Source organism: Plantibacter sp. VKM Ac-2876, from assembly GCF_015350715.1.
Lineage (GTDB): Bacteria > Actinomycetota > Actinomycetes > Actinomycetales > Microbacteriaceae > Plantibacter > Plantibacter auratus.
The window spans coordinates 1,120,669-1,145,322 of record NZ_JADKSI010000001.1 but is presented as its reverse complement, the minus strand read 5'-3'; the positions used below and the strand labels follow the sequence as shown (position 1 = coordinate 1,145,322).

General features: G+C 67.0%; 24 protein-coding genes and 3 tRNA genes. 17 read left to right on the top strand and 10 right to left on the bottom strand.

Annotated elements, in window-relative coordinates:
* Nucleotides 1-95: 95 nt before the first annotated feature.
* From gyrB to ITJ62_RS05470, 6 genes are all read left to right on the top strand, one after another.
* Nucleotides 96-2,105, top strand: a complete 2,010-nt coding sequence (gene gyrB / locus ITJ62_RS05495; protein ID WP_079704323.1) for a DNA topoisomerase (ATP-hydrolyzing) subunit B — start codon at nucleotides 96-98, stop codon at nucleotides 2,103-2,105.
* Nucleotides 2,106-2,232: 127 nt separating this feature from the next.
* Complete coding sequence (gene gyrA, locus ITJ62_RS05490) at nucleotides 2,233-4,857, top strand: DNA gyrase subunit A (protein ID WP_079704324.1); 2,625 nt, start codon at nucleotides 2,233-2,235, stop codon at nucleotides 4,855-4,857.
* Nucleotides 4,847-5,254, top strand: a complete 408-nt coding sequence (locus tag ITJ62_RS05485; RefSeq protein WP_056010202.1) for a DUF3566 domain-containing protein — start codon at nucleotides 4,847-4,849, stop codon at nucleotides 5,252-5,254. Before gyrA ends, ITJ62_RS05485 begins: the two co-directional genes overlap by 11 nt.
* An 87-nt stretch (nucleotides 5,255-5,341) precedes the next feature.
* A tRNA-Ile gene (locus ITJ62_RS05480) sits at nucleotides 5,342-5,415 on the top strand.
* 55 nt (nucleotides 5,416-5,470) lie between these two features.
* A tRNA-Ala gene (locus ITJ62_RS05475) sits at nucleotides 5,471-5,543 on the top strand.
* 74 nt (nucleotides 5,544-5,617) lie between these two features.
* Nucleotides 5,618-6,040, top strand: coding sequence for an NUDIX hydrolase (locus tag ITJ62_RS05470; protein WP_079704326.1), 423 nt, complete (start codon nucleotides 5,618-5,620; stop codon nucleotides 6,038-6,040).
* A gap of 70 nt (nucleotides 6,041-6,110) precedes the next feature.
* Here ITJ62_RS05470 and ITJ62_RS05465 read toward each other — a convergent pair whose 3' ends face one another.
* Complete coding sequence (locus ITJ62_RS05465) at nucleotides 6,111-6,635, bottom strand: hypothetical protein (protein WP_079704327.1); 525 nt, start codon at nucleotides 6,633-6,635, stop codon at nucleotides 6,111-6,113.
* Between the two features lie 104 nt (nucleotides 6,636-6,739).
* Between ITJ62_RS05465 and ITJ62_RS05460 the strand changes: the two genes are divergently transcribed.
* Both ITJ62_RS05460 and ITJ62_RS05455 read left to right on the top strand, forming a co-directional pair.
* The gene (locus tag ITJ62_RS05460; protein WP_064294028.1) at nucleotides 6,740-7,297 is read left to right on the top strand and encodes a peptidylprolyl isomerase; all 558 of its coding nucleotides are present in this window, start codon (nucleotides 6,740-6,742) and stop codon (nucleotides 7,295-7,297) included.
* A 165-nt stretch (nucleotides 7,298-7,462) separates the two neighbouring features.
* Nucleotides 7,463-8,155 (top strand): rhomboid family intramembrane serine protease, encoded by a 693-nt coding sequence (locus ITJ62_RS05455; RefSeq protein ID WP_228497834.1) that lies wholly within the window; start codon nucleotides 7,463-7,465, stop codon nucleotides 8,153-8,155.
* Between the two features lie 345 nt (nucleotides 8,156-8,500).
* On the opposite strand, the gene ITJ62_RS05450 is transcribed toward ITJ62_RS05455, so the two are convergent.
* On the bottom strand, nucleotides 8,501-8,746 hold the full coding sequence (locus ITJ62_RS05450) for a cell division protein CrgA (protein ID WP_064294026.1): 246 nt from the start codon (nucleotides 8,744-8,746) through the stop codon (nucleotides 8,501-8,503).
* Nucleotides 8,747-8,824: 78 nt separating this feature from the next.
* On the opposite strand from ITJ62_RS05450, the gene ITJ62_RS05445 reads away from it, so the two are divergent.
* The 3 genes from ITJ62_RS05445 to ITJ62_RS05435 are packed head-to-tail and all read left to right on the top strand — an operon-like array spanning nucleotide 8,825 to nucleotide 10,427.
* Nucleotides 8,825-9,631: a class E sortase gene (locus ITJ62_RS05445; protein ID WP_138945750.1), complete on the top strand. Its 807-nt coding sequence runs from the start codon at nucleotides 8,825-8,827 to the stop codon at nucleotides 9,629-9,631.
* A gap of 2 nt (nucleotides 9,632-9,633) precedes the next feature.
* Complete coding sequence (locus ITJ62_RS05440; RefSeq protein WP_194600000.1) at nucleotides 9,634-9,795, top strand: hypothetical protein; 162 nt, start codon at nucleotides 9,634-9,636, stop codon at nucleotides 9,793-9,795.
* Nucleotides 9,792-10,427 carry an aminodeoxychorismate/anthranilate synthase component II gene (locus tag ITJ62_RS05435; protein WP_194599999.1) on the top strand — a complete coding sequence of 212 codons (636 nt, stop codon included), beginning with the start codon at nucleotides 9,792-9,794 and terminating at the stop codon, nucleotides 10,425-10,427. Before ITJ62_RS05440 ends, ITJ62_RS05435 begins: the two co-directional genes overlap by 4 nt.
* A 114-nt stretch (nucleotides 10,428-10,541) precedes the next feature.
* Here the strand turns inward: ITJ62_RS05435 and pknB are convergent, their stop codons facing one another.
* The 7 genes from pknB to ITJ62_RS05400 form a co-directional block, all read right to left on the bottom strand.
* A complete protein-coding gene (gene pknB, locus ITJ62_RS05430) occupies nucleotides 10,542-12,233 on the bottom strand; it encodes a Stk1 family PASTA domain-containing Ser/Thr kinase (RefSeq protein WP_194599998.1) in 1,692 nt (563 codons plus the stop codon).
* Between the two features lie 102 nt (nucleotides 12,234-12,335).
* The gene (locus tag ITJ62_RS05425; RefSeq protein ID WP_194599997.1) at nucleotides 12,336-14,087 is read right to left on the bottom strand and encodes a protein kinase; all 1,752 of its coding nucleotides are present in this window, start codon (nucleotides 14,085-14,087) and stop codon (nucleotides 12,336-12,338) included.
* Nucleotides 14,084-15,559, bottom strand: coding sequence for a penicillin-binding protein 2 (locus tag ITJ62_RS05420; protein WP_194599996.1), 1,476 nt, complete (start codon nucleotides 15,557-15,559; stop codon nucleotides 14,084-14,086). Before ITJ62_RS05420 ends, ITJ62_RS05425 begins: the two co-directional genes overlap by 4 nt.
* Nucleotides 15,556-16,953 (bottom strand): FtsW/RodA/SpoVE family cell cycle protein, encoded by a 1,398-nt coding sequence (locus ITJ62_RS05415; RefSeq protein WP_194599995.1) that lies wholly within the window; start codon nucleotides 16,951-16,953, stop codon nucleotides 15,556-15,558. Before ITJ62_RS05415 ends, ITJ62_RS05420 begins: the two co-directional genes overlap by 4 nt.
* On the bottom strand, nucleotides 16,943-18,187 hold the full coding sequence (locus ITJ62_RS05410) for a Stp1/IreP family PP2C-type Ser/Thr phosphatase (protein WP_194599994.1): 1,245 nt from the start codon (nucleotides 18,185-18,187) through the stop codon (nucleotides 16,943-16,945). Before ITJ62_RS05410 ends, ITJ62_RS05415 begins: the two co-directional genes overlap by 11 nt.
* A 4-nt stretch (nucleotides 18,188-18,191) precedes the next feature.
* A complete protein-coding gene (locus ITJ62_RS05405; protein WP_194599993.1) occupies nucleotides 18,192-18,728 on the bottom strand; it encodes an FHA domain-containing protein in 537 nt (178 codons plus the stop codon).
* The gene (locus ITJ62_RS05400) at nucleotides 18,725-19,471 is read right to left on the bottom strand and encodes a DUF3662 and FHA domain-containing protein (protein ID WP_079000378.1); all 747 of its coding nucleotides are present in this window, start codon (nucleotides 19,469-19,471) and stop codon (nucleotides 18,725-18,727) included. Before ITJ62_RS05400 ends, ITJ62_RS05405 begins: the two co-directional genes overlap by 4 nt.
* 238 nt (nucleotides 19,472-19,709) lie before the next feature.
* Between ITJ62_RS05400 and ITJ62_RS05395 the strand changes: the two genes are divergently transcribed.
* The 6 genes from ITJ62_RS05395 to ITJ62_RS05370 all read left to right on the top strand — a co-directional run bounded on the left by ITJ62_RS05395 (nucleotide 19,710) and on the right by ITJ62_RS05370 (nucleotide 23,446).
* Nucleotides 19,710-19,796: transfer RNA gene (locus ITJ62_RS05395), tRNA-Leu, on the top strand.
* Nucleotides 19,797-20,003: 207 nt separating this feature from the next.
* A complete protein-coding gene (locus tag ITJ62_RS05390) occupies nucleotides 20,004-21,080 on the top strand; it encodes an ABC transporter permease (protein WP_194599992.1) in 1,077 nt (358 codons plus the stop codon).
* Complete coding sequence (locus ITJ62_RS05385; RefSeq protein WP_194599991.1) at nucleotides 21,077-21,499, top strand: hypothetical protein; 423 nt, start codon at nucleotides 21,077-21,079, stop codon at nucleotides 21,497-21,499. Before ITJ62_RS05390 ends, ITJ62_RS05385 begins: the two co-directional genes overlap by 4 nt.
* On the top strand, nucleotides 21,496-21,720 hold the full coding sequence (locus ITJ62_RS05380; protein WP_194599990.1) for a helix-turn-helix transcriptional regulator: 225 nt from the start codon (nucleotides 21,496-21,498) through the stop codon (nucleotides 21,718-21,720). Before ITJ62_RS05385 ends, ITJ62_RS05380 begins: the two co-directional genes overlap by 4 nt.
* Nucleotides 21,717-22,676, top strand: a complete 960-nt coding sequence (locus ITJ62_RS05375) for an ABC transporter ATP-binding protein (protein ID WP_194599989.1) — start codon at nucleotides 21,717-21,719, stop codon at nucleotides 22,674-22,676. Before ITJ62_RS05380 ends, ITJ62_RS05375 begins: the two co-directional genes overlap by 4 nt.
* Entirely contained in the window at nucleotides 22,673-23,446 is a 774-nt protein-coding gene (locus tag ITJ62_RS05370) for an ABC transporter permease (RefSeq protein WP_194599988.1), read from the top strand. Before ITJ62_RS05375 ends, ITJ62_RS05370 begins: the two co-directional genes overlap by 4 nt.
* A 23-nt stretch (nucleotides 23,447-23,469) precedes the next feature.
* Here the strand turns inward: ITJ62_RS05370 and ITJ62_RS05365 are convergent, their stop codons facing one another.
* Nucleotides 23,470-24,651: a low temperature requirement protein A gene (locus tag ITJ62_RS05365; protein ID WP_370581836.1), complete on the bottom strand. Its 1,182-nt coding sequence runs from the start codon at nucleotides 24,649-24,651 to the stop codon at nucleotides 23,470-23,472.
* Nucleotides 24,652-24,654 lie beyond the last annotated feature (3 nt).

The following is a 24,654-nucleotide window of genomic DNA, read 5'->3' as shown; positions in this document are numbered from 1 at the left end:
AAAGTGCCTCAAACGGGCGTTTTCTCGCGGCTTCACGGGGTCTGTTTGGTAGGATGGAACGGTCGAATCTCGACGGTTTGGAGCCCTCTTTTCCTATGACATCAGAACCCAACACGCACGCCCAAGACTCTGATTACGGCGCAAGTGCCATCCAGGTTCTCGAAGGTCTCGAAGCCGTCCGGAAGCGGCCCGGTATGTACATCGGGTCCACCGGTCCACGTGGTCTGCACCACCTGGTCTACGAGATCGTCGACAACTCCGTGGACGAGGCCCTCGCCGGCTACTGCGACACGATCCTCGTGACCATCCTGGAGGACGGCGGCGTCCGCGTCATCGACAACGGTCGAGGCATCCCGGTCGACATCCACCCGGTGGAGAAGAAGTCGACCGTCGAGGTCGTCCTGACCATCCTGCACGCCGGCGGTAAGTTCGGCGGCGGCGGGTACGCGGTCTCCGGTGGGCTCCACGGCGTCGGTTCGTCCGTCGTCAACGCACTGTCCACGCGCCTCTCCGTCGAGGTCCGTCGTCAGGGTTCGGTCTGGCGCCAGAGCTTCCAGCACGGTGTCCCCGACGCCCCGCTCCACGAGGACGAGCCGTCCTCCGAGACGGGCACCACGATCACCTTCTGGCCGAGCGCCGAGACGTTCGAGACGACGGAGTTCGACTACGAGACGCTCCGGACCCGCTTCCAGCAGATGGCCTTCCTCAACAAGGGCCTCCGCATCGAGCTCGCCGACGAGCGTCCGTTGCGCGACGCCATCGAGGCCGAGGACGTCGACGACAACTCGGCGGCACACTCGCAGCGCAAGGACGTCTTCTTCTACGAGCGTGGTCTCGAGGACTACGTCGAGTACCTGAACAAGGCCAAGCGTGCCGAGCTCGTCCACGACGAGATCATCTCCTTCGAGTCGGAGAACACCGAGCGCAAGATCGCGCTCGAGGTCGCGATGCAGTGGACGACGGCGTACAACGAGAGCGTCCACACCTACGCGAACACGATCAACACCCACGAGGGCGGCACCCACGAAGAAGGGTTCCGTGCGGCGCTCACCACGCTCGTGAACCGTTACGCACGTGAGAAGGGCATCCTCAAGGAGAAGGACGACAACCTCTCCGGCGACGACGTCCGCGAGGGCCTCACGGCCGTCATCTCCGTCAAGCTCTCCGAGCCGCAGTTCGAGGGCCAGACGAAGACCAAGCTCGGCAACACCGAGGCGAAGGCGTTCGTGCAGAAGGTCGTCAGCGAGCAGCTCAACGACTGGTTCGACCGCAACCCGAACCAGGCCAAGGAGATCATCCGGAAGGCGCTGCAGGCCGCGACCGCTCGTCTCGCCGCCCGCAAGGCCCGCGAGACGGCCCGTCGCAAGGGCCTCCTCGAGGGTGGCGGCATGCCCGGCAAGCTCAAGGACTGCCAGTCGAAGGACCCGTCACTGTCCGAGATATTCATCGTCGAGGGTGACTCCGCAGGCGGCTCCGCCGTGCAGGGTCGCAACCCGGAGACCCAGGCGATCCTCCCGCTCCGCGGCAAGATCCTCAACGTCGAGAAGGCACGCCTCGACCGCGCGCTCGCGAACAACGAGGTCCAGGCCATGATCACGGCCTTCGGTGCCGGCATCGGTGAGGACTTCAACCCCGACAAGGTGCGCTACCACAAGATCGTGCTCATGGCCGATGCCGACGTCGACGGCCAGCACATCACGACGCTGCTGCTGACCCTCCTGTTCCGCTACATGCGCCCGCTCGTCGACCTCGGATACGTGTACCTCGCGCAGCCTCCGCTCTACCGCTTGAAGTGGTCGAACGCCGACCACCAGTACGTGTACAGCGACCGCGAACGCGACGCCCTCCTCACCGACGGTGTCGCCTCGGGTAAGCGCATCCCGAAGGAGAACGGGATCCAGCGCTACAAGGGTCTCGGCGAGATGAACTACAAGGAGCTGTGGGAGACCACGATGGACCCGCAGACGCGGACGCTCCTCCAGGTCACCCTCGACGACGCCGCGGCTGCCGATGAGATCTTCTCCACGCTCATGGGCGAGGACGTGGAGTCCCGCCGGACCTTCATCCAGAAGAACGCGAAAGACGTCCGCTTCCTCGACATCTAGCCGCGCCCGGTCACTGAGCTTGTCGAAGTGCGACAGCCTCGAGGACCGTCCGGCCCCGACATAGCCCCTCGACACGCTCGGGGAGCGAAGATCGTTCAGCTCCGCAATCGAAAGAGTCAGTAGACACATGGCAGACGAAACCAACGACGAGATCACGGTCCCGGACGAGGACCACGGCGTGCACGGACGGATCGACCAGGTCGACCTGCAGCTCGAGATGCAGCGCAGCTACCTCGACTACGCGATGAGCGTCATCGTCGGCCGCGCCCTGCCCGACGTCCGCGACGGTCTGAAGCCCGTCCACCGCCGCGTGATCTACGCGATGTACGACGGCGGCTACCGCCCCGACCGCTCGTTCTCCAAGTGCGCGCGCGTCGTCGGCGACGTCATGGGTCAGTTCCACCCCCACGGCGACACGGCCATCTACGACGCGCTCGTGCGCCTCGTGCAGCCGTGGAGCCTGCGGTACCCGTTGGCGCTCGGCCAGGGCAACTTCGGCTCACCGGGCAACGACGGCGCGGCAGCCCCTCGGTACACCGAGACGAAGATGGCCCCACTCGCCATGGAGATGGTGCGCGACATCGACGAGGAGACCGTCGACTTCCAGCCCAACTACGACGGCGAGTCCCAGGAGCCGGTCGTCCTGCCGGCGCGCTTCCCGAACCTCCTCGTCAACGGTTCCGTCGGCATCGCGGTCGGCATGGCCACGAACATCCCGCCGCACAACCTCCGCGAGGTCGCCGACGGTGCCCTCTGGCACCTGGCGAACCCCGAGGCCAGCCGGGAAGAGCTCCTCGAGGCGCTCATGCAGCGCATTAAGGGGCCGGACTTCCCGACCGGCGCGCAGATCCTCGGTATCAAGGGCATCCAGGACGCCTACCGCACGGGACGCGGTTCCATCACGATGCGGGCCGTCGTGAACGTCGAGGAGATCCAGGGTCGGACCTGCCTCGTCGTCACCGAGCTCCCGTACCAGGTGAACCCCGACAACCTCGCGCTGAAGATCGCCGACCTCGTCAAGGAGGGCCGCCTCGGCGGCGTCGCCGACATCCGCGACGAGACCTCCGGTCGTACCGGCCAGCGGCTCGTCATCGTGCTGAAGCGCGATGCGGTCGCGAAGGTCGTCCTCAACAACCTCTACAAGCACACGCAGCTGCAGGACAACTTCGGCGCGAACATGCTCGCGATCGTCGATGGCATCCCGCGCACGCTGCCGCTCGACGGGTTCATCACCAACTGGGTGACGCACCAGGTCGAGGTCATCGTCCGCCGCACCGTGTTCCGACTCCGCAAGAAGGAGGAGCGCGCACACATCCTCCGCGGCTACCTGAAGGCGCTCGACGCACTGGACGAGGTCATCGCGCTCATCCGTCGCTCGCCGTCCGCCGACGAGGCGCGCACGGGCCTCATGGACCTCCTCGAGATCGACGAGCTCCAGGCCAGCGCGATCCTCGACATGCAGCTGCGTCGTCTCGCCGCCCTCGAGCGTCAGAAGATCATCGACGAGGCAGCCGAGATCGAAGCGCAGATCGCCGACCTCAAGGACATCCTCGCGAAGCCGGTCCGCCAGCGTGAGATCGTCAGCGAGGAGCTGACCGCGATCGTCGACAAGTACGGCGACGACCGCCGCACCGAGATCATGTTCGGCTTCGACGGCGACATGAACATGGAAGACCTGATCCCCGAAGAGGAGATGGTCATCACGGTCACGCGCGGCGGGTACATCAAGCGCACGCGCAGCGACAACTACCGTCAGCAGCACCGCGGTGGCAAGGGCGTCAAGGGCGCCCAGCTGCGCGCGGACGACGTGGTCGACCACTTCTTCGTGACGACGACGCACCACTGGCTCCTTTTCTTCACCACGAAGGGCCGCGTGTACCGCGCGAAGGCCTACGAGCTGCAGGAGGCCGGCCGCGACGCCAAGGGCCAGCACGTGGCCAACCTGCTCGCCATGCAGCCCGACGAGGAGATCGCCGAGATCCTCGACATCCGCGACTACGAGGCCGCGACGTACCTGGTCCTCGCGACGCACGACGGCCTCGTCAAGAAGACGGCGCTCTCGGAGTACGACACGAACCGCTCGGGCGGCATCATCGCGATCAACCTGCGCGAGGGCGACGAGCTCACCTCCGCGCTGCTCGTCGAGAACGACAGCGATGTCCTGCTGGTGTCCCGCAAGGGCATGTCGATCCGCTTCACGGCGAGCGACGAGACCCTGCGGCCGATGGGACGCGCGACGAGCGGCGTCATCGGCATGCACTTCCGCGACGACGACAAACTGCTCTCGGCGTCGGTGCTGCCGTCAGTCGAGGGTGAGGAACGCGAGGCGTTCGTCTTCGTCGTGACCGAGGGCGGCTACGCGAAGCGCACCAACATCGACCAGTACCGCGGCCAGAACCGCGGTGGTCTGGGCATCAAGGTGGCCAAGCTGAACGACGATCGAGGCACGCTCGCGGGCGCGTTGATCGTCGACGAGAGCGACGAGGTCCTTGTGGTTCTTGCCAGTGGCAAGGTGGTAAGGTCTGCCGTGGCCGAAGTTCCAGCGAAGGGGCGCGACACGATGGGCGTCGTCTTCGCACGTTTCGCGGAGAGCGACCGAATCATCGCGCTGGCCAAGAACAGTGACCGAAACCTTGAGACCCAGGATGTTCCGGAGACGGTTGCAGACGCAGCCGCCACGGAGGGTGCAGAACCCGAGGCATCCGTGCCGGACGAGACTCCGGCGATGAAGGAAGAAGTAGATGAGCAGTAGCGTCGCAGAGAAGTTGGCCAAGAAGTCGACCAAACGCACCAGCACCAAGCAGGTGCGCCTGAAGCTGGTGTACATCGACTTCTGGTCGGCGGTGAAGCTGTCGTTCCTGGCGGCGATCGCGGTCGCCGTGGTCATCGTGGTGTTCTTCTTCCTCGTCTACACGGTGCTCAACACCACCGGTGTCTTCACGAAGGTCGGTGGCCTGTTCACCGACATCGCCGGCCCGGGGAACAACATCCTCCAGTACGTCAACCTGCCGCAGGTCATGGCCTTCGCCGGCATCGTGGCGCTGCTCAACCTCATCGTCATCACGCTGATGGGAGCCCTTCTCGCGGGGCTCTACAACCTCAGCGTGAAGATCACGGGTGGCCTCCTCGTCGGGTTCACCAACAACTGATGCTCCTTCGGGTCGGCGCCGCCCCGTGCGGCGCCGCTCGATTATGAGTTGCGGCGGGAATCGGGTAGTCTCAACAAGGTTCAAAACGGGGCTATAGCTCAGGCGGTTAGAGCGCTTCGCTGATAACGAAGAGGTCCCAGGTTCAAGTCCTGGTAGCCCCACCCTGCACGACCAGCAACACACCGATTGGATCGGATCTCCGGATCTGCTCCATCCGGGGCCTTAGCTCAGTTGGTAGAGCGCCTGCTTTGCAAGCAGGATGTCGGGAGTTCGATTCTCCCAGGCTCCACAGTCCAGAAACGCCCTCGGCAGACGCCGGGGGCGTTCTCCGTTGTCGCAGGGCCCGGCGGTTAGGCTGACGGCATGGATATCCGCGTCGCTGCATATGCCGTCATCGTCGACGAACGGGGCATGCTCCTCTCCCACTGGAACGAGAGCGGACACAGCGGATGGACGCTCCCGGGCGGCGGGATCGACCCCGGTGAGGACCCGGCCGACGCGGCGGTCCGCGAGGTGTTCGAGGAGACCGGCTACCATGCCGAGCTCGACGACTTGATCGGCGTCGACTCGCAGGTCGTGCCGGCGGAGCGTCGCCTCAGCACGACGGCCACCGGGCCGCTCCACACGCTGCGCATCGTCTACCGGGCGCACCTCACCGGCGGCACGCTGACCTACGAGGCCGACGGCAGCACCGACTACGCCGCGTGGTACCCGCTCGAGGAGGTCGGCTCACTCGACCGCGTCAGCCTCGTCGACGTCGGACGACGCTTCGCCGGCCTCATCTGAGCACAGCCGTCACAACACGAAGCCCCTCCCCGGTCGGAACCGGCGAGGGGCTGCGTCGTGCGAAGCGAGATCAGGAAGCGGCAGGCTCCTCGTCGGAGACCCACAGCTCGTCGTCTGCGCGGAACGTCTGCCAGACGGCGTAGGCGACACCGGCAGCGGCGAGGACGCCGAGGCCGATCGCGATGACGGTACCGGCGCTCGCGCCCTTCTTGGCGGGCAGCACCTGCTCGGGGACGTGGAGGCGACGGAGGGCGGCCTGCACGCGGGTGTCCTTGGCGATGTCGCCGATGCTCAGCACCGTTCCGACGACGCCACCCACAGCGGGGACGACGCCATCCGAGATGCCCTTGCGCACGCCGTCGACGGCGTTGCGGGAGACCTTGATCCCCCGGTCGACCGTCGGGACGACGCGGTGCTCGTAGGTGTCGCGCACGACGGGGACCACCTGCTCCTTCGAGAAGTTCCCGAGCTGACGGCTCACCTCACGAGCGACTTCGTTGGCGTGGTTCAGGACATCCTGCTGGGAGTCCCAGAGGTCGGCAGCGGAACCCTTGAGCTTCTTGAGCTCTTTCCGGCGCTTGCGTGACAGGCTCATGTGGTCATCTCCAATGATCGCGGCAACAACGTAACCTCCATCTTGCCACTTAGACCCCTGGATACCATCCGAGAGTCCCGAACCCTTGTGCAAGAATTGGGAGTATGTCAAAGCACACCGCAGTCGCCACGTTGCACACCAACCACGGTGAGATCAAGGTCAACCTCTTCGGGGACCACGCTCCCAAGACGGTCAAGAACTTCACCGACCTGGCGACCGGCGGGCGCGAGTGGACGGACTCGAAGACGGGCCAGACCCGGAACGACGCGCTGTACAGCGACCTCATCTTCCACCGCATCATCCCGGCCTTCATGATCCAGGGCGGCGACCCGCTCGGAACCGGCACCGGCGGACCGGGCTACAACTTCGACGACGAGATCCACCCGGAGCTCAACTTCGACGAGCCCTACATTCTCGCCATGGCGAACGCCGGCAAGCGCCGCAACGCCATCACGGGCGCCGTCGAGGGCACGAACGGTTCGCAGTTCTTCATCACGACCGTTCCCACCCAGTGGCTCCAGGGCAAGCACACCATCTTCGGTGAGGTCGCCGACGCCGAGTCCCGAGCGGTCGTCGACGCCATCCAGGCCGTACCGACCGGTGCCGGCGACAAGCCGATCGAGCCCGTCGTCCTGGAGAGCGTCACCATCTCCGAGGCCTAGACCCCGCTCGGAGGACAGACCGTGACCCTGCCCCGGGATCCGTCGGCCAACTTCTGCTATCGCCACCCCGACCGACAGAGCTTCGTGCTCTGCCAGCGTTGCGGTCGGACGATCTGTGGAGAATGCCAGACGCCCGGGGCAGTCGGTTTCATCTGTCCGGAGGACATGAAGGCGCAGCGACAGAGCGCCCCTCGCAACCGTCTCGGCGCGAGGATCAGCAACTCCTCCCCCATCGTCACGTACGCGATCATCGCCGTGACGGCGTTCGTGTTCCTGCTGCAGTGGATCCCCGGGCTCGGTGTCACGAACGCGCTCCTCTACGCCGGCGTGTACTCCGATCCGTCGTACGGTGCCTTCCAGCCCTGGCGGATGCTGACCGCCGTGTTCGTGCACTCGCAGGGGTTCATCTTCCACATCCTGCTGAACATGTACACGCTCTGGATCTTCGGCCGGATCCTCGAGACGATGCTCGGTCACTGGCGGTTCCTCGCGCTCTACCTGGTCGCCGGCTTCGCCGGTTCGGTCGGTGTCCTGCTCCTCGCCGACCCGAGGACGGCCGTGGTCGGCGCCTCGGGTGCGATCTTCGGGCTGCTCGGCGCGTTCCTCGTCATCCAGCGACGCATGGGTGCCGACACCCGCGGGCTGCTGGTGCTCCTGGGCATCAACCTCGTCATCGGTTTCATCCCCGGCGTGAACATCGCCTGGCAGGCCCACCTGGGCGGGCTCGTCGGCGGCGCCCTCGTCGGCCTCATCCTCGTCAACACCCGCAAGCGCACCCAGCAGCCGCTCCAGGCGGTCCTGATCGGCGCCTTGAGCGTCGTCCTCGTGGGCGCCAGCCTGCTGCCCGCCCTGCTCTGAGCGGCGCCGCACTTCGACAGGCTCAGTGACCGGATTCGGCTCAGTGACCACGTGCGGCGCGGCGACCCACGTCGACCAGTGTCGCGCTCAGCGAAGAGCTTCAACCATGCAGCAGACGTTGAAGGTTGACTGAGTTATCCACAGAGTTATGAACACTGGGGATAATTACACCGGTGTGGTTCCCCGTGTTTCCGGGAGTCCCCGCGGTTCTCCACACCGGTATGTGGATAACTCGGAAGTTCTCCACAATCCTGTGGAGAACTCGATACGCCGGATCCCGAGTACAACGAAACAGCGGGCCGTCCGAGAGGACGACCCGCTGTGCACGACGTGAAGTGAGAGAGGCTAGCGCCACCTGGTGGTCATGAGGAAGCCGATGAAGGCGATGCCGAAGCCGACGAGGATGTTCCACGGGCCGAGCGACTGGATCGGGAGCAGCGTGCCGCTCAAGTAGTAGACGACGATCCAGGCGAGCCCGAGGAGCATGAAGCCGAACATGACCGGCTTGAACCAGACCGCGTTCGGTGCGGGTTCGCCGCTCGTCTGCTCGGGTTCGCGGGACGGTTTGCTTCGTGACTTCGTGCGTGCCATGCCGACATTCTACCTGTTCACCCCAATCGGTGCCTTGGGGATCAGCCGATCCCGGGTTCTTCTCGGTAGAATCCATGCGTGACCGACGACCTACCTTCGCGAGCGAGCGCACGCGCCGCTGAGCGCAGAGCGCCGTCGAAGCACCGCATCAGCGTCTTCGGGGTGGCCGGCGAGCTGCTCATCACCGCAGGCATGGTCGTCCTGCTGTTCCTCGCCTGGCAGCTCTGGTGGAACGACATGATCATGGCCGGCAGCCAGGCGAACGCCGCGTCGAGCCAGTCGCAGGAGTGGATCAAGAACGCCGAGACCGCTCCGGCACCCGAACCGACCATCGATGCAACCGGCGCGCCGAACTACGGTGAGCCGCCCGTGACCGCCCGCCCCGCGCCGGGTGACCCGTTCGCGGTGCTCTACGTGCCGCGGTACGGCGCCGACTACCGCCGCGTCGTCGCAGAGGGTGTCGACACCGCGACCGTCCTCAACAGCTTCGACCTCGGCGTCGGTCACTATCCGAGCACCCAGATGCCCGGAGAGGTCGGCAACTTCGTCGTCGCCGGTCACCGTAAGGCCTACGGCGGCGCGATGACCCTGATCAGCGACCTGCAGATCGGCGACAAGGTCTACGTCCAGACGGCCGACGGCTACTACACCTACGTGTTCCGGAACATCACCTACGTGTTGCCCACCCAGGTGGACGTCCTCAACCCCGTCCCCCAGGTGGACGGCGTCGCACCCACGCAGCGCATCCTCACCCTGACCACCTGCAACCCGCTCTATTCGACGGCGGAACGCAGTATCGCTTACGCGGTGTACGAGTCCTGGCAGCCGCTGTCCGCCGGGCCGCCCGCGGAGATCGCCGCGTCCGTCGCGGCCGCTGGAGGCTGACGATGTACGGCGCACTCTGGAGGGTCCTGCCCGGACCCGTCTGGCTGAGGATCATCATCCTCGTCGTCCTATTGGTGGCGGTCGTGGCCGCCCTCTTCACGTGGGTGTTCCCCTACGTGGACTCGTTCATCGTCGATCAGAATGTGACCGTCGGCGACGAATGACCCGCGTCCTGGTCATCGACAACTACGACAGCTTCGTCTACACGCTGAACGGGTACGTCGAACAACTGGGTGCAGAGACCGTCGTCGTGCAGAACGACGGCATCGCCCTCGCCGACCTCGAGCAGCGGATCCGCGGGTTCGACGGCGTCATCGTCTCGCCCGGACCCGGTCGGCCATCCGACGCCGGAATCTCACTGGACACCGTCCACGCGGCGTACCGCACCGGGACACCGCTCCTCGGGGTGTGCCTCGGCCACCAGGCGATCGCCGAGGCGTTCGGAGCGACCGTGCACACCGCCGACGAGCTGATGCACGGGCAGAGCTCGCTCGTGGAACACGACGGGAGTGCCATCTACCGCGGGATCCCGCAGCAGTTCAACGCCACCCGGTACCACTCGCTGGCCGTCGTCGACGGCAGCGTTCCCGAGGAGCTCGTCGTGACGAGCCGGACGACCGGCGGCGTCATCATGGGGCTCCGCCACCGTGACGCCCCGATCCACGGCGTGCAGTTCCATCCGGAGTCGGTGCTCTCCGAGGGCGGCTACCAGCTCCTGGCGAACTGGCTCGAGACTGCAGGGCTCACCGGCGCGCATCAGCGGGCACGAGGGCTCAGCCCGCTCATGACCCGGTAGGCCCTTCGACAGGCTCAGGGACCGGAGAGCTGGCTCAGGGACCGGAGAGCTGGCTCAGGGACCGGAGAGCGTGCGCAGGGACCGCTCCTCGACAGGCTCTGGAACCAGCGGGGCCTATGGACCGGTGCAGTAGGTGAGTGTGATGACCGACTTCTGCGGGATGTCGCCTGGTGCGGGTGACATGGCCGTGACCGGGTCGCCGGCGACGGCCTTGCACTTCGCGTCGGCCTGCGGCTGCACGGTGAACTGCCTCGTCGCATCCTGCAGGTAGTTCGTCGCGTCGAGCAGCGGCTGCCCGACGACGTCGGTCAGCGTGACGTTCCCACTGGAGACCACGAGATTCACGGTGGAACCTTGGTCAACGGAGGTGCCCGCTCCGGGATCCATCCGCAGCACGACACCTGCAGGCACGGTGGGCGAGTTCTCCCGAGTCACGGAACCTTGCGTGAGACCGGCAGCGGCGACCGCGGCCCACGCGGCCTCGGAGGACTGGTTGATGACGTCGGGGACCTCGACCTGAGCACGGCCGGTCGACACGTAGACCTTGATCTGCGTGTTCTTGGTCACCGTGGTGCCGCCGGGCGGGTCGGTGCGGATGACGTGACCCGCCTCGTAGTCGCTGCTCGCTTCGTCGAACTTGGTGGGGACGAGTTCGAGCTGCTCGATCGTGCTGTTCGCACTCTCCCACGTGGCGTCGACGAGGTCCGGGACCTCTCTGGAGTCCGTGGAGATGCTCGTCGCGGGCGGAAGCTGCACCACCCAGAACACGAGCGAGAACAGGATGACGGCGATACCGGCGATGGCGGCCCAGATCCACACGACCGGTGGCCGGCGCTGGGTACGCGTCACGGTGTCGTCAGAGGTGAGCTGGCGGATCGCCTGCTCGGTGCTGGACGCCGCCGTCGGAGATGGGCCGAACAGCGAGTCGTGGTCGTCGCGTCGGACCGGCACATGGCCGGCTCCGGCTTCGTCGAGGTCCTCACGGAACTCGACGGCGCTCTGATACCGCTCGAAGCGATCCTTCGCGAGGGCTCGGAGGACGACCTGATCGAGCGCCGGCGACACCTTCGGGTTGATCGAGCTCGGCTTCACCGGGCGCTCGCTCACGTGCTGGTACGCGACGGCGACGGCGGTGTCGCCGCGGAAGGGCGCCTTGCCCGTCAGCATCTCGAAGAGGACGACGCCGGTGGAGTAGAGGTCGGTCCGGGCGTCGACCGTCTCGCCCTTGGCCTGCTCGGGCGAGAAGTACGCGGCCGTGCCGAGGATGGCGGTCGTCTGGGCGACCGTCGTGGACGAGTCGGAGACGGCGCGTGCGATACCGAAGTCGGTGACCTTGACGTCGCCGGCCGTGGTGATCATGACGTTGCCCGGCTTGATGTCGCGGTGCACGACACCGGCTCGGTGGGAGTATTCCAGCGCGGTGAGGATGCTGTGCGCGATGCGCACCGCCTCGTCGGACTCGACGGGGCCCTCGGCGATGAGGTCCTTCAGCATGCGTCCTTCGACGTACTCCATGACGATGAAGGGCTCGATGAGGTCGTGACCGGAGCCGTCCTTGACCCGTTCCTCGCCGGCGTCGTAGACACGGACGATCGTGGGGTGCGCCATCCGTGAGGCGGCCTGCGCCTCCTGACGGAAACGGGAGCGGAATGCGGGGTCGGTGGCGAGCGTGGACTTCAGGACCTTGATGGCGACGGTGCGACCGAGCTTGGTGTCCACGCCACGGAAGACGTTGGACATGCCCCCGCGACCGATGAGGTCGCCGACGACGTATCGACCTGCGAGCAGGCGTTGATCGTCAGCCACGTACCACCCCTGAATTCGCTTGGAGGACAAACACTAACAGCTTACTCGGGCACTCTTCGTGTGCTCTCAGGGATGCCCCTGAGAGCACACGAAGAGATGTGACTACTCGGTAGCCTTGACCACGTCGATCGGCGTCGACGCCGGTGATGCCGCCGACGTGCCGGTGCTGCATCGGACCGCGTATGACACGGTCAGCTGACCGGCTGCGTCGACCGTGATCGTGCCGCTGGTCGTGTTGGCGTCGAACTGACCCGATGAGTTGTTCTGGAAGAAACCGCCGCCGACCGTCACGGTGTAGCCGAGGAAGTCCGTGCCAGTCGGGCAGGCGTTCTGCACCGTAGCCCAGTCGACGGCGATGGTCGTCGACGTCGCGTCCTTCGGGATCTCAAGCTGACCGGCGTCGTTCAACTTGGACAGGTCGACCTTCGGCGCTTCGGTGGGTGGGTCGATGACAGCGATCTCGCCGTACACGGTGAGAGTGATGGCTGAACCCGTCTTCACGTTACCCGTCGGGTTGACGTCGTAGACCGTGTCGACCTGCTCCGGCGAGGTCGCTGCGTTGCCGACGTTCTTCGACACGCTGAAGTTGTACGGCGCCGCACTGAAGATGGCGTTGAGCTCCTCGAAGGACCGCCCCTGGAGATCGCTCAGGTTGATCGGGAACACCGTGGGCACCGGCGTGGGCGTCGGGGTCGGGGTCTTCGACGGGGTCGGCGAGGCCGAGGTCGATGTCGCCGACGGTGTCTTACCCCCGGCGTCGTTCCCCTGGTTGGCGAAGACGGCGATCAGCGAACCGACCAGCACGATGACGAGCAGGGCGACGAGACCGATGAGCGGCCAGGTCCACTTGCTGCGCTTCTTCTTCTCGTCCTCGCCCTCGACGTCGTCCTCGAGCTGGTCCGCCTCGGCGGCGGACAGCAACTGTGTGGTTGCGTCGTCGGCTGCCGGCATCCGACGGGTCTGGTCCATGACGGTGGTCGCGGCGTCGCCGGCCCCACCGAGGATCATCGGGACGGCAGCTGCCGCGGCGTTGAGGTCGCCCCGACGGAGCGCCTGGGCGGCGCGAGCGACGTGGGCGGACGACGCAGGTCGGTCGATCGGGTTCTTCGCGATCATCGACATGACGAACCGGCGGACCGGTTCGGCGATCGTGACGGGGAGCTCCGGCGGCTGCTCGTTGATCTGCGCCATCGCGATGGCGACCTGCGACTCGCCCGTGAACGGACGGCGTCCGGCGAGGCACTCGTACGCGACGATGCCGAGCGAGTAGATGTCCGTCGACGGCGAGGCTGGGTGTCCGCTCGCCTGCTCGGGCGAGAGGTACTGCACGGTGCCCATGACCTGACCGGTGGCCGTGAGTGGCACCTGGTCGGCGATGCGGGCGATGCCGAAGTCGGTGATCTTGACGCGGCCGTCCGGCGTGATGAGCAGGTTTCCCGGCTTGATGTCACGGTGGACGAGGCCCGCGGCGTGCGCGGCCTGGAGTGCCGACGAGGTCTGCGCGACGATGTCGAGCACCTTGTCGGTCGGCAGGACACGCTCGCGCTCGAGCACGGTGGACAGGGCCTCACCGGGCACGAGTTCCATGACGAGGAAGGCGCTGCCGTCCTCCTCGCCGTAGTCGAAGACGTTGGCGATGCCCTCGTGGTTCACGAGTGCGGCGTGCCGTGCCTCGGCACGGAACCGCTCGAGGAACCCGGGGTCCCCCATGTACTCGTCCTTGAGGATCTTGATGGCGATGGTCCGGCCGATGACCAGGTCAGTGGCCTGCCACACCTCGCCCATGCCACCGATCGCAATGCGAGATTGCAGTTCGTAGCGACCTCCGAAGGTCAGCCCGGCTGTCGGTCTCATTTGTTCAGCACCGCCTCTAGTACTTTCTTCGCGATCGGAGCGGCCACGAGGTTGCCGTAACCGTCCTGTCCGAGTCCACCGCCATCTTCAACAACGACCGCCACGGCGACCTTCGGGTCGTCCGCAGGCGCGAAACCGGTGAACCACAGCGTGTACGGATCGTCGGATCCGTTCTGTGCCGTGCCTGTCTTTCCAGCCACATCGACCCCATCTATTCTTGCATTAGTCGCAGCACCGCTCTGGACGCCCTGGACCATGATGTCCGTGATCTCCTTGGCCACCGAACTCGTGATCGGCTGCGACAGCTGCGCCGGTTCGAACTCCTTGAGCACGCTCAGATCGGGGTTCACGACGCGGTTCACCAGCTGCGGGTTGCAGACGATGCCACCGTTCGCGATGCCGGCCGAGACCATGGCCATCTGGAGCGCCGAGGCCCGCACGGTGTACTGCCCGAAGGCGGCCATGGCGGTCTGGTCGTCGCTCAGCGCGTTCGGGAAGGTGCTCGGCTGCATCGGCATGGGGTTGAGTCCCGTTCCGGTGATGTTGACGTCCATGTTGAAGCCGAAGCTCTGCGCCATGTCGCGGATCTTCTCGTAGCCGAGTTCGACACCGAGTTCCGCGAGCGGGATGTTGCAGCTGAGCTCGACGGCCGTCGCGATGGACACCGTCGCGCCGCCGCCGCAGCTTCCGCCTTCAGAGTTGCGGATGACGGTGCTCGTCCCGGGGAGCGTGTAGGTGGAGGGGTTCGGGAACTCGGACTCCGGCGTGTAGTCGCCTGACGCGAACGCGGCGGCCGCAGTGACGAGTTTGAACGTGGAACCGGGCGGATCGAGGTCGCCGTCGACGCCCTTGTTGAGGAGCGGCTGGCGGTCGTCGTCGTCGAGGGTCCGGTAGGCATCGAGCACGGCCGCGTTGTCGTGGCTGGCCAGGACGTTCGGGTCGTAGCCGGGGCTCGACACCGAGGCGAGGATCTTGCCCGTCTTCGGCTCGATGGCGACGATCGCGCCCTCCTGGTCGCCGAGTGCGTCGAAGGCCGCCTGCTGCACGACGGGGTCGAGCGTGACCTCGACCGCCGCGCCCTTCGGCGCCTGTCCGGAGATGAGCCGGTTGATGGAGTCGAGGAACTGGGAGTTCGACGTACCGCTGAGGAGGTCGTTGGTGGCCAGCTCGAGACCGGAGGACCCTTGCGTCGGCGAGAAGTAGCCGGTGACGGGCGCGTACAGCGGGCCGTTCGCGTAGACGCGCTGGTACTTGTACTCGTCGTCGCTCGCGACCGACGACGCGATGGCGGTGCCGTCCGACAGCAGGATGGGCCCACGCTCGGTCCGGTAGCTGTCGTAGAGCGTCCGGGTGTTGCGACCGTCGGCGTTCAGGGTGTCGGCCTGGAACATCTGGATGATCGTGGTCGACCCGAAGAGCGCCAGGAACATGGCCAGGACGACGATGCTCACCCGCTTGAGTTCGCGATTCATGAGACCACCGCCTTGGGCTGGGTTCGGACCGTGTCGGAGATGCGGAGCAGGACGGCGATGATGATCCAGTTCGCGACGAGCGACGACCCGCCGGCCGCCAGGAAGGGTGTGGTGAGCCCCGTGAGCGGGATGATGCGGGTCACGCCGCCGACGACGACGAAGACCTGCAGCGCGACGGTGAACGCCAGGCCGATCGAGAGGAGCTTGCCGAAGTCGTCGGTACCGGCGTAGCCGACTCGGAAGCCCCGCGAGACGAGCAGCAGGTAGAGCGCGAAGATCGCGAAGAGGCCGGCGAGACCGAGTTCCTCGCCGAGGCTGGCGATGATGTAGTCGCTCTGCGGGACGGGCGTGATCTCGGGCATGCCCTGGCCGAGCCCGGTGCCGAGGAGTCCGCCGTGGGCGAGGCCGAAGATGCCCTGCACGAGCTGGTAGCTGCCGCCGTCGCGGTCGAAGACCTCCGGGTTGAAGGCGTCCCACCAGTTGTGGAATCGACCGGCGACGTAGGAGAGGGTCTGGCCGGCGATGAACGCACCGGCGAAGAACATCGTCAGGCCGATGATGATCCAGCTGGCGCGGCTCGTCGCGACGTACAGCATGACGAGGAACATGCCGAAGTAGAGCAGACCGGTTCCGAGGTCGCGCTGGAAGACGATCACGCCCATCGCCATCGCCCACACCACGAGGATCGGGCCGAGGTCGCGCAGGCGGGGGAACTGGATCCCGAGGAACTTCTTGCCGACCATCGAGAGGCTGTCGCGCGTGCGTACGAGATAACCGGCGAAGAAGACCGCGAGAGCGATCTTCGCGATCTCACCGGGCTGGAAGGTGACCGCGTCGCCGATGCCGATCCAGACGCGGGCGCCGTTGACCTCGCGACCGATGCCCGGCAGGAGGGGCAGCAGGAGGAGGACGAAGGCGAAGAGGCCGGCGATGTAGGTGTACTTGAAGAGGACGCGGTGGTTGCGGATGATCAGCACCACGGCGATGGCCCCGGCGATCGCGATCGCACTCCACACCATCTGTCGGACCGCGGCGCTCGCCCAACCGGAGTCGCCGAGGGCGATGTCGATCCGGTAGATCTCGGCGATGCCGATGCCGCCGAGCACGGTGGCGATCGGCAGCAGGAAGGGGTCGGCCTCCGCCGCGGTGTAACGCAGCACGATGTGGAAGGCGAGGACCAGGAGCGACAGGCCCGAGCCGAAGGTGATCAGGGCGAAATCGAGGTGTCCGAGGGCACCGAGCTGCACGAGCATGACCGCGACCGCGTTGATGGCGAACGCGAAGATGAGGAGCGCGAGTTCGAGGTTCCGGAGCTTCTTCGGCAGCCGGAGTCGGCGCATCGTCTTGATGACGCCGGTGTCGGCTTGGATGGGGGAGGCGACGTCACTGGTCATCGGTCACCCGCAATCGCTTCACGATGTCGAGGGCCTCGGTGAACGAGGACGCGCTGATGGTCTGGTCGACGGCCTGGCGATCGAAGTCGGAGAGCGAGCCGAGCGGGATGCCGGTGTCCTCCTTGACGCTCGACAGCTGGATGGGGCCGACGTCCTGCTGGATGCCCTGGTAGATGACGACGGTGTCGTCGTCGCCGCCGACGAAGTAGCGGGTCTGGGTCCACGCGTATCCGAGCACGACACCACCGACGATCGCGACGATGACCACGATGAGGCCGACGAGCCAGGTGATGCGCCGACGTCTCGCGCGACGCTCGTCCTCCTCGATGAGCTCGTCGAGGTAGTCCTCGGAGGCCGGCTCGAAGTGGGAGTTGCCGAGTGAGGTGACGCGCCCGGGGTGCAACCAGCTGTTCGGGATGAGTGAGGGCTTCTTCACCGACGGGGTGAGCGCGAAGGCCACCGGCTTCGAGGCCGAACCGACGACGACGGGCTCGCCGTCACTCACCGGCTCGTCGACGATGTCGACGACCACGACGGTGACGTTGTCCGGGGCACCGCGGTCGAGGCTCTGCCGGACGAGCTTCTCGGCAGTGCGCTGTGCTGACAGCTGCTCGGTGAGGGTCGCCGTGATGTGCGTCTCGTCGACCACACCCGACAGACCGTCCGAGCAGAGGATCCAGCGGTCACCCGGCTGCGTCCCGAGCGTCATCGTGTCGATCTCGGGGGAGGCGTCGACGTCGCCCAGGACGCGCATCAGCACCGATCGGCGGGGATGGACCATCGCTTCCTCGGCCGTGATCCGGCCGGAGTCCACGAGGCGCTGGACGAAGGTGTGGTCGACCGTGATCTGGCTGAGCTCGCCCTCGCGGAAGAGGTAGATGCGGGAGTCGCCGATGTGGGCGATGGCGACCTCGTTGCCGATGACCGCGAGCGCGGAGACCGTGGTGCCCATGCCCGTCAGCTCGCGGTGCTTCGAGACCGTGTCGCCCAGGATGGAGTTCGCCGCGAGGATCGCCGACTGGAGCGTCGCCTCAGCCGCCTCGGAGGACGGGTATGGTTCGTCGGCTTCGATGATGCGGTTGAGTGCCATCGCCGAGGCGACGTCACCGCCGGCGTGTCCGCCCATGCCGTCGGCGACCACGAACAGGTGGTGCCCGGAATAGCCGGAATCCTGGTTGTTTGAGCGCACTTTACCCACGTGGGAGAGCGCTGCGCCGGCGCCGCTGGTCGTCACCGGGTTACCGCCGCAACTCGAAACTGGTCTGGCCGACCTTGACGGGGGTGTCGAGTGGGATCTGGGTCGGGACGCTCACGCGCTTGCCGGCGAGGAAGGTGCCGTTGGTGGAGTCGAGATCCTGGACCATCCACTCGTCGTTCCAGAGCATGAGGCGTGCGTGATGCGTGGACGTGTAGTCGTCGCGGATGATGAGGCCGGAGTCCGCCGAGCGGCCGATGGTGATCGGCTCGCGGCCGAGGGGGAGCTCGGTGCCCTGCTTGGGCCCGGACACGATGACGAGGCGCGAGGTGTTGTCGACCGTGGCGCGCGGAGGCGTTCCGCTCGATCCATCGGCCGCGGGCCGACTGGGGGCCGGGGCGGTCGCGGCACGCATCGGCTGCGGCGGGGTGGCCGGAGCACCGCCCGACGTCTGCTGCTGCGGCTTCCGGACGCGCGGACCGAAGAGGTCGGTGCGGAGGGCGTAGACGATGCCGAAGACGAACGTCCAGAGCAGGAGCAGGAAGCCGATGCGGAGGACCAGCAGGGTCAGTTCGCTCACGCGCCGTCCCCCCACGAGTCGCCGAAGGACGACACATCGTGACGTCGGGTCGCGTCGCTCATCTGGCGATCGGATCCGCCGGCCTTGGCGACCACGCGGAACACGATCCTCGTGCGGCCGATCTCGATGACGGAGTCGGGGGAGAGGGCCGCCTGCCGGAAGGGCTGGCCGTTGAGCTTCGAGCCGTTCGTCGAGCCGAGGTCGCGCGCCTGACCGGCGTTGCCGTCCCAGAGGATCTCGACGTGCTTCCGCGAGGTGCCGGTGTCGGGGATCGTGATGTCGGCCTCGGTGCCGCGGCCGATGACCGTGCGGGCCTGCGTGATCGGGTAGCGCTTGCCGCCGATGTCGAGCACGGGCGCCCAGGTGACGGAGCCCTTGAGATTGACGCTGTCGATCTGGACGAGGCCGTCGGGGAGGGAGCGGTCGCCGGAGAGCTTGATGGTCACGGCACCGGGGAAGGAGTACCCCTGGCTCTTGGCGTGCTTCTGGACGAGCGAACCGAGCTCGTCGATGAGGGAGGGACCGATGGCGTCCATGCGCTCGAAGTCGGTGGGCGACATGCGGACGGTGAACTTGTTCGGCACGAGGATGCGGTCGCGGGAGACGACGGCGGCCTTGGTGTCGAGCTCGCGTCGGAGCGCGCTCGTGATCTCGACCGGCTGGAGTCCGGACTTGAAGGTCTTCGCGAAGGCGCCGTTGACGGCGCGCTCGAGTCCCTTCTCGAAGTTGTCCAGAATGCCCACGGTCTCTCGATTCGTGTCGGTGTCCAGGCAATGTTAGACGGTTTGCCTGCGCGCGAGGCCAATCGACGCGGGCGCCGACGCCAGGTGTTCACCCGCTCGGCAGCAGGAGATCAGCATCGGCACCGGACCGTCGGGGCCGTTTCGTCCTGCTCTGGCGCGGATCTCCAGTGTTCTGCCACCCGGGCTCCGCGTGCTATCCTCGATAAGTTGCCGCGAGAGCGGTGACGTCTGGTGTCTCGCGCGAGTGGCGGAATTGGCAGACGCGCTGGCTTCAGGTGCCAGTGCTCGAAAGGGCGTGCGGGTTCAAGTCCCGCCTCGCGCACCAGTGGATGTGACACGAAGGCCCCCGAGGAATCGGGGGCCTTCGTCGTTCCCGGCGTCGATCGACGAGTCGGCTCCCGGCGCTCATGGAGCGAGGTGGCGTCCGCCGCACTCTGACAAGGTCACTTGACATGTGATCGCATGACAAGCATGCTTGACCTATGTCAGGTTTCCTTGTCACGTCGGATCTCGCGGCCGAGGTGTGTCGCTGATGGCGGCGCTCACCGAGCGCGCGGGGCGCGGTGGCGCCGCGTTCCGGCGGCTGGCGTCGATGAGCGCTCGCGACGTGCTCAGGAACCCGCTCACCGGGATCTCGATGTGGTTCATGACCGGCATCATCCTCGTGATCTACGTCTCCATGTGGCTCGCGTTCGTCGTGCTGGGCCCTGCTCCGGTCACCGCGCTGGACACGGACGATCCTGGAGTCTCGTCGGCTCTGGAGCGGGCCGGCGTACGGGTGGTCGCCGACGACGCCCCCGATCGGAACGCGCGGGTGACCGTGCGCGAGGGGCGCGCCCTGGTCGTGCTCGACGCTGCGGACCAGGCTGCGTGGGACCCGATCTGGCGAGGGCTGCGCGACGCAGGCGTCCCTGCCCACGGGGTGACGGTGACGGACGACGAGGGCGACGTGAAGATCGACCCGCTCCAGGAGAACCTCGGCATCGTGGTCCTGGTCGGGGTCGCGAGCCTGGCATTCATCGGGACGACCGTCCCACTCGTGGCGATGCGGGAGCGCGGGCTGCTCCGGCTGCTCGGCGTGACGCCGCTCCGCCGGTCGACCTTCCTCCTCGCCCAGCTCCCCTTGCGCGCGCTGGTGGCGGTGGGGATCCTGGTGCTGACGACCGGGATCGCGGTCTGGCGCAGGTACGTCGACGGCGTGGACCTCCTGGCCTTGGGGGTCTCGTTCCTCCTCGGAGCGGCGATGCTGTTCGCTCTGGCGCTGGTGTTCGCCGCGCGATCGCGGAACGCCGAGGCGACGCAACAGACGATGGTGATGGTGACGATCGGGCTCGTGTTCGCATCGGGTGGGCTCCTGCCGCAGTCCATCCTCCCCGCCGTCGTGCAGGTCGCCATGAACTGCCTGCCCACCACCTGGTTCGTCGCCGCCGCGAGTGCCTCACTGACCGGGGCCGAACCGTTCCTCCCCGTCCCCGCGCTCTGGGGGCTCATGTCGCTCGTCACCGTCGCAGCAGGCGTGCTCGCCGTGCGGTGGTTCGAGTGGGATCAGTCCGAGCGCGACGGGCGGACGACCACGATGTCCGACACGCAACGAGAGGTGGCAGCATGAACGAGCGCACGACACGGGGGTCGACGCCGCAGGAGCGTCGTGCGTCCCGCAGGTACATGTGGGAGATCGCGGCCGGTGCCGTCGGGTTCCTCCTGACATTCCTCTTCCTGCCGGAGCTGTTCCCCACCGAGCCGGGATCGCCCGCAGCCGTCGTGGTCGCACTCGTCCCGCTCGTGCCGGTGGTGTGGATCGTGATCGCGCTCATCCGGCACGTGCGCCGTGTCGACGAACTGCAGCGCGGAGTGATCGTGCTGAGTCTCGCCATCGGGTTCGGTGCGGCGATGCTGATCAGCCTCGCGGTCGTGTTCCTGTCGACCGCCGGTGTCGTCGTCCCCCAGCCGGAATGGTGGGTGTTCATCGGCGGGATGGCGGTCTGGGGCGTGACCATCGGCGTCGTCTCCTTCCGGGCAACCCGATGAAGAACGACGTCCGCACCCTCCGTACCGAACGCGGCTGGACCCAGGTCCAGTTCGCTGAAGCACTCGGCGTCTCCAGGCAGACGGTGAACGCACTCGAGACCGGGCGCTACGACCCGTCCCTGCCGTTGGCGTTCCGGGTCTCCGCACTGCTCTCCCGCCCGATCGAGGAGATCTTCTTCCCGGGTGAACACGATGCCCCGCCGTCTGGAGGACGACGATGAACGAACCGGACCGAGTGGTCGTCACCGTCGACCGGCTGAGCAAGCGCTATGGCGACCGGAGCGTTCTGCGCGACGTCTCCCTCCGGGTCCACGCGGGCGAGGTGTTCGGCCTGCTGGGACCGAACGGCGCCGGGAAGACCACCACGCTCGAGACCATCGTCGGACTCCGCCGTCCCACCGACGGAACCGTCCGGGTGCTCGGACGAGACCCGTCCATCGACCGCCGATACGTGACCGAGCGGATGGCGGTGCAGCCGCAGGCCGCCACCCTGTTCCCGACGCTCACGGTCGCGGAGACGCTCGACCTCTTCGCGTCGTTCTACCGCGATGTGCGGCGTCCGGAGGAGGTCTTGGACGAGCTCGATCTGGGGGAGGCACGGCGCGTGCGCGTGAAGCACCTCTCAGGCGGCCAGGAACGTCGCCTGCTGATCGCCATCGCGTTGATCGGCAATCCCGAGATCGTCGTCCTCGACGAGCCGTCGGCCGGACTCGACCCGCAGGCTCGACGGAACCTCTGGGGCATCATCCGGCGCCAGCAGGAACGCGGGACCACGATCCTGCTCTCGACGCACCACATGGACGAGGCCGCCCAGGTCTGCGACCGTATCGCCGTCCTCGTGGACGGCTCGATCGCCGCCTCGGGGGAGCCGGAGACCCTGGTCAGGGAACACGCCGCCACGGCCACGGTGACCTTCGAGGTCCCCGGCCGGACCACCGCGGACGAACTGCGTTCCCACGACATCCCCGGCGAGATCACCGTGACGGCGAAGGGCGCCGTCAGCCTGGTCGGGATCGTGACCGACGACCCCGACGCCGTGCTGCGCCGACTCACCTTCTCCTCCGGTCTCAGACCGCGCGGGTTCCGAGTGGCGCACGGGTCACTCGAGGATCTCTTCATCGATCTCGCGAATCGGCCGACGTCTGCAGCCGAGAGCGACCGGGCCCACAGCCCATGAGTACGGTGCACCCGTTCCCAGCGCAGGTCCGGAGCTTCGCCGCAGCCCACGCGCACGACCTCGTCCGGGACCCGCGCTCGATCATCGCGCTCGTGGCGAGTTTCCTGGCCTTGATCGGACTGCTCTGGGGTGTGGACGCCCTCGTGGCGACGGTGTCCGGCACGCCTGCCGGTGTGCTGGAGCGCGGCCTCCCGCTCGTTTCGAGCACGGGATCGATGGCGATCGCGTTCATGCTCACCACGGTGCCGCTGGTCCGGCATCGCAGCACCGGCCTGCTGCGGGCGCTGTCGACCTCGCCGGCCCGTCGCGACGCGTACCTGCTCGGACATCTGCCGATCCGCGTGGGGTTGGTCGTCGTCGAGGCCGCGGTGATCATCGCCCTGGCCGCCTCGACGGTGCCGACCCGTCCACTCTCCGACCTCGTCGCGATCGCCGGCACGATCCTGCTCGGCGGCGCGATGCTGCTCGGCTTCGGCTATCTCCTCGCGGCGCGGTTGTCGAACCCGGACATCGCCATGCAACTCGCGTACCTCCTGCCGATGCTCGCTCTCGCCACGTCCGGTGCGCTCTTCCCGCTCGCGGTCCTTCCGGAGTGGGTCGCCGGTCTCTTCCGGCTCCTGCCCACGACCTGGATCGTCGGCGCGCTCGAGGCGACCATCTCCCACGGCCCTCAGCCCGTGCCGCTCGCAGTGGTCTGGAGCCTGATGGCGGCGTGCGCGCTCGTGTCGGGTCTCGCGGCCGCACGGCTCCACCGATGGGACGTCGGCTGATCGGGGAGCGGCTGTCCGCCGCGTCAGTCCCGACGCGGGGGTGCCGTCGAGTCGCGCTCACGGACGCGCTGCACCTCCAGCACGAGAACGGCGAGCCCGACGGCGACCGCGGTCCCGAGGACGGTCACGATCGGCAATGCCGCCGATGCGAGCACGGCCGCGGCGGCCAGGAGGAAGAGGACCGAGGCCGTCGTCGAGATCCTGCCACGGAGGAGGACCACCCACACCGCGACCATGTACACCGACACGGGGACGGTCAGCGCGACCGACGCGTCAGAGGCGGTGAGATGCTCGCCCGCGTGGGTCAGGAGGTCGAGCTCCACCTCGATTCCCGCGGAGACCGCGCCCGCGGCGGCGAAGACGACGTAGTGGGCGTACCCGAAGGCGAACCCCTCGCGTGACGAGGTCAGCCGATCACCCCGCTCCCGGCTGAAGTAGATCCACCACATGCCGCCTGCGAGGACGATGCCGGCGACGGCCAGGCCGACGAGGCCATCGATCCGCTCGTCGCTGTTGGCCGCGTCGATGATGGCGTTCGCCGACCCCAGCAGGCTCTCGCCCAGCAGGATGAGGGTGAACAGCCCGTATCGTTCCGCGACGTGATGCGGATGCCAGGGGGTGCGATGGATGCGTTCGGCCCACACCGGCACGAGGACCTCGAGGAGCATGGCCGGCCAGAAGGTCCAGAACTGCCCCTCGACGGGCAGGGCGAGGCGGGCGACCCAGAGCACCTGGACGAGACTGATGCCGATGGCGAACCGGAGCGCGACCGCCCGCTGCTCGGGATCCGAGATCGCGAGTCGCACCCATTGCGCCACCATCGCCAATCGCATGATCACGTATCCGACGGTGATGATCGTCCACTCGCCGTCGACCATCGCATCGTGCACTCCGGCGGCGAGGACGAGGACACCCGCCATCTGCACGATGGTCGTGAGGCGGTACAGCCAGTCGTCGGTGTCGAAGGCGGAGGCGAACCAGGTGAAGTTCATCCATGCCCACCAGATGGCGAAGAAGATCATCGCGTAGGAGACGGTGGTCTCCGCCGCATGACCCTCGACGATCCCGTGGTGGAGGTTCTGCGAGGCCTGGGACACGGCGACCACGAAGACGAGGTCGAAGAGCAGTTCCAACGGGCTCGCCACCCGGTGACCCTCGCCGGGGTCGCGGCCGGTCATTCGAAGGAGGCCCAGTCGGTTCAGCACGAT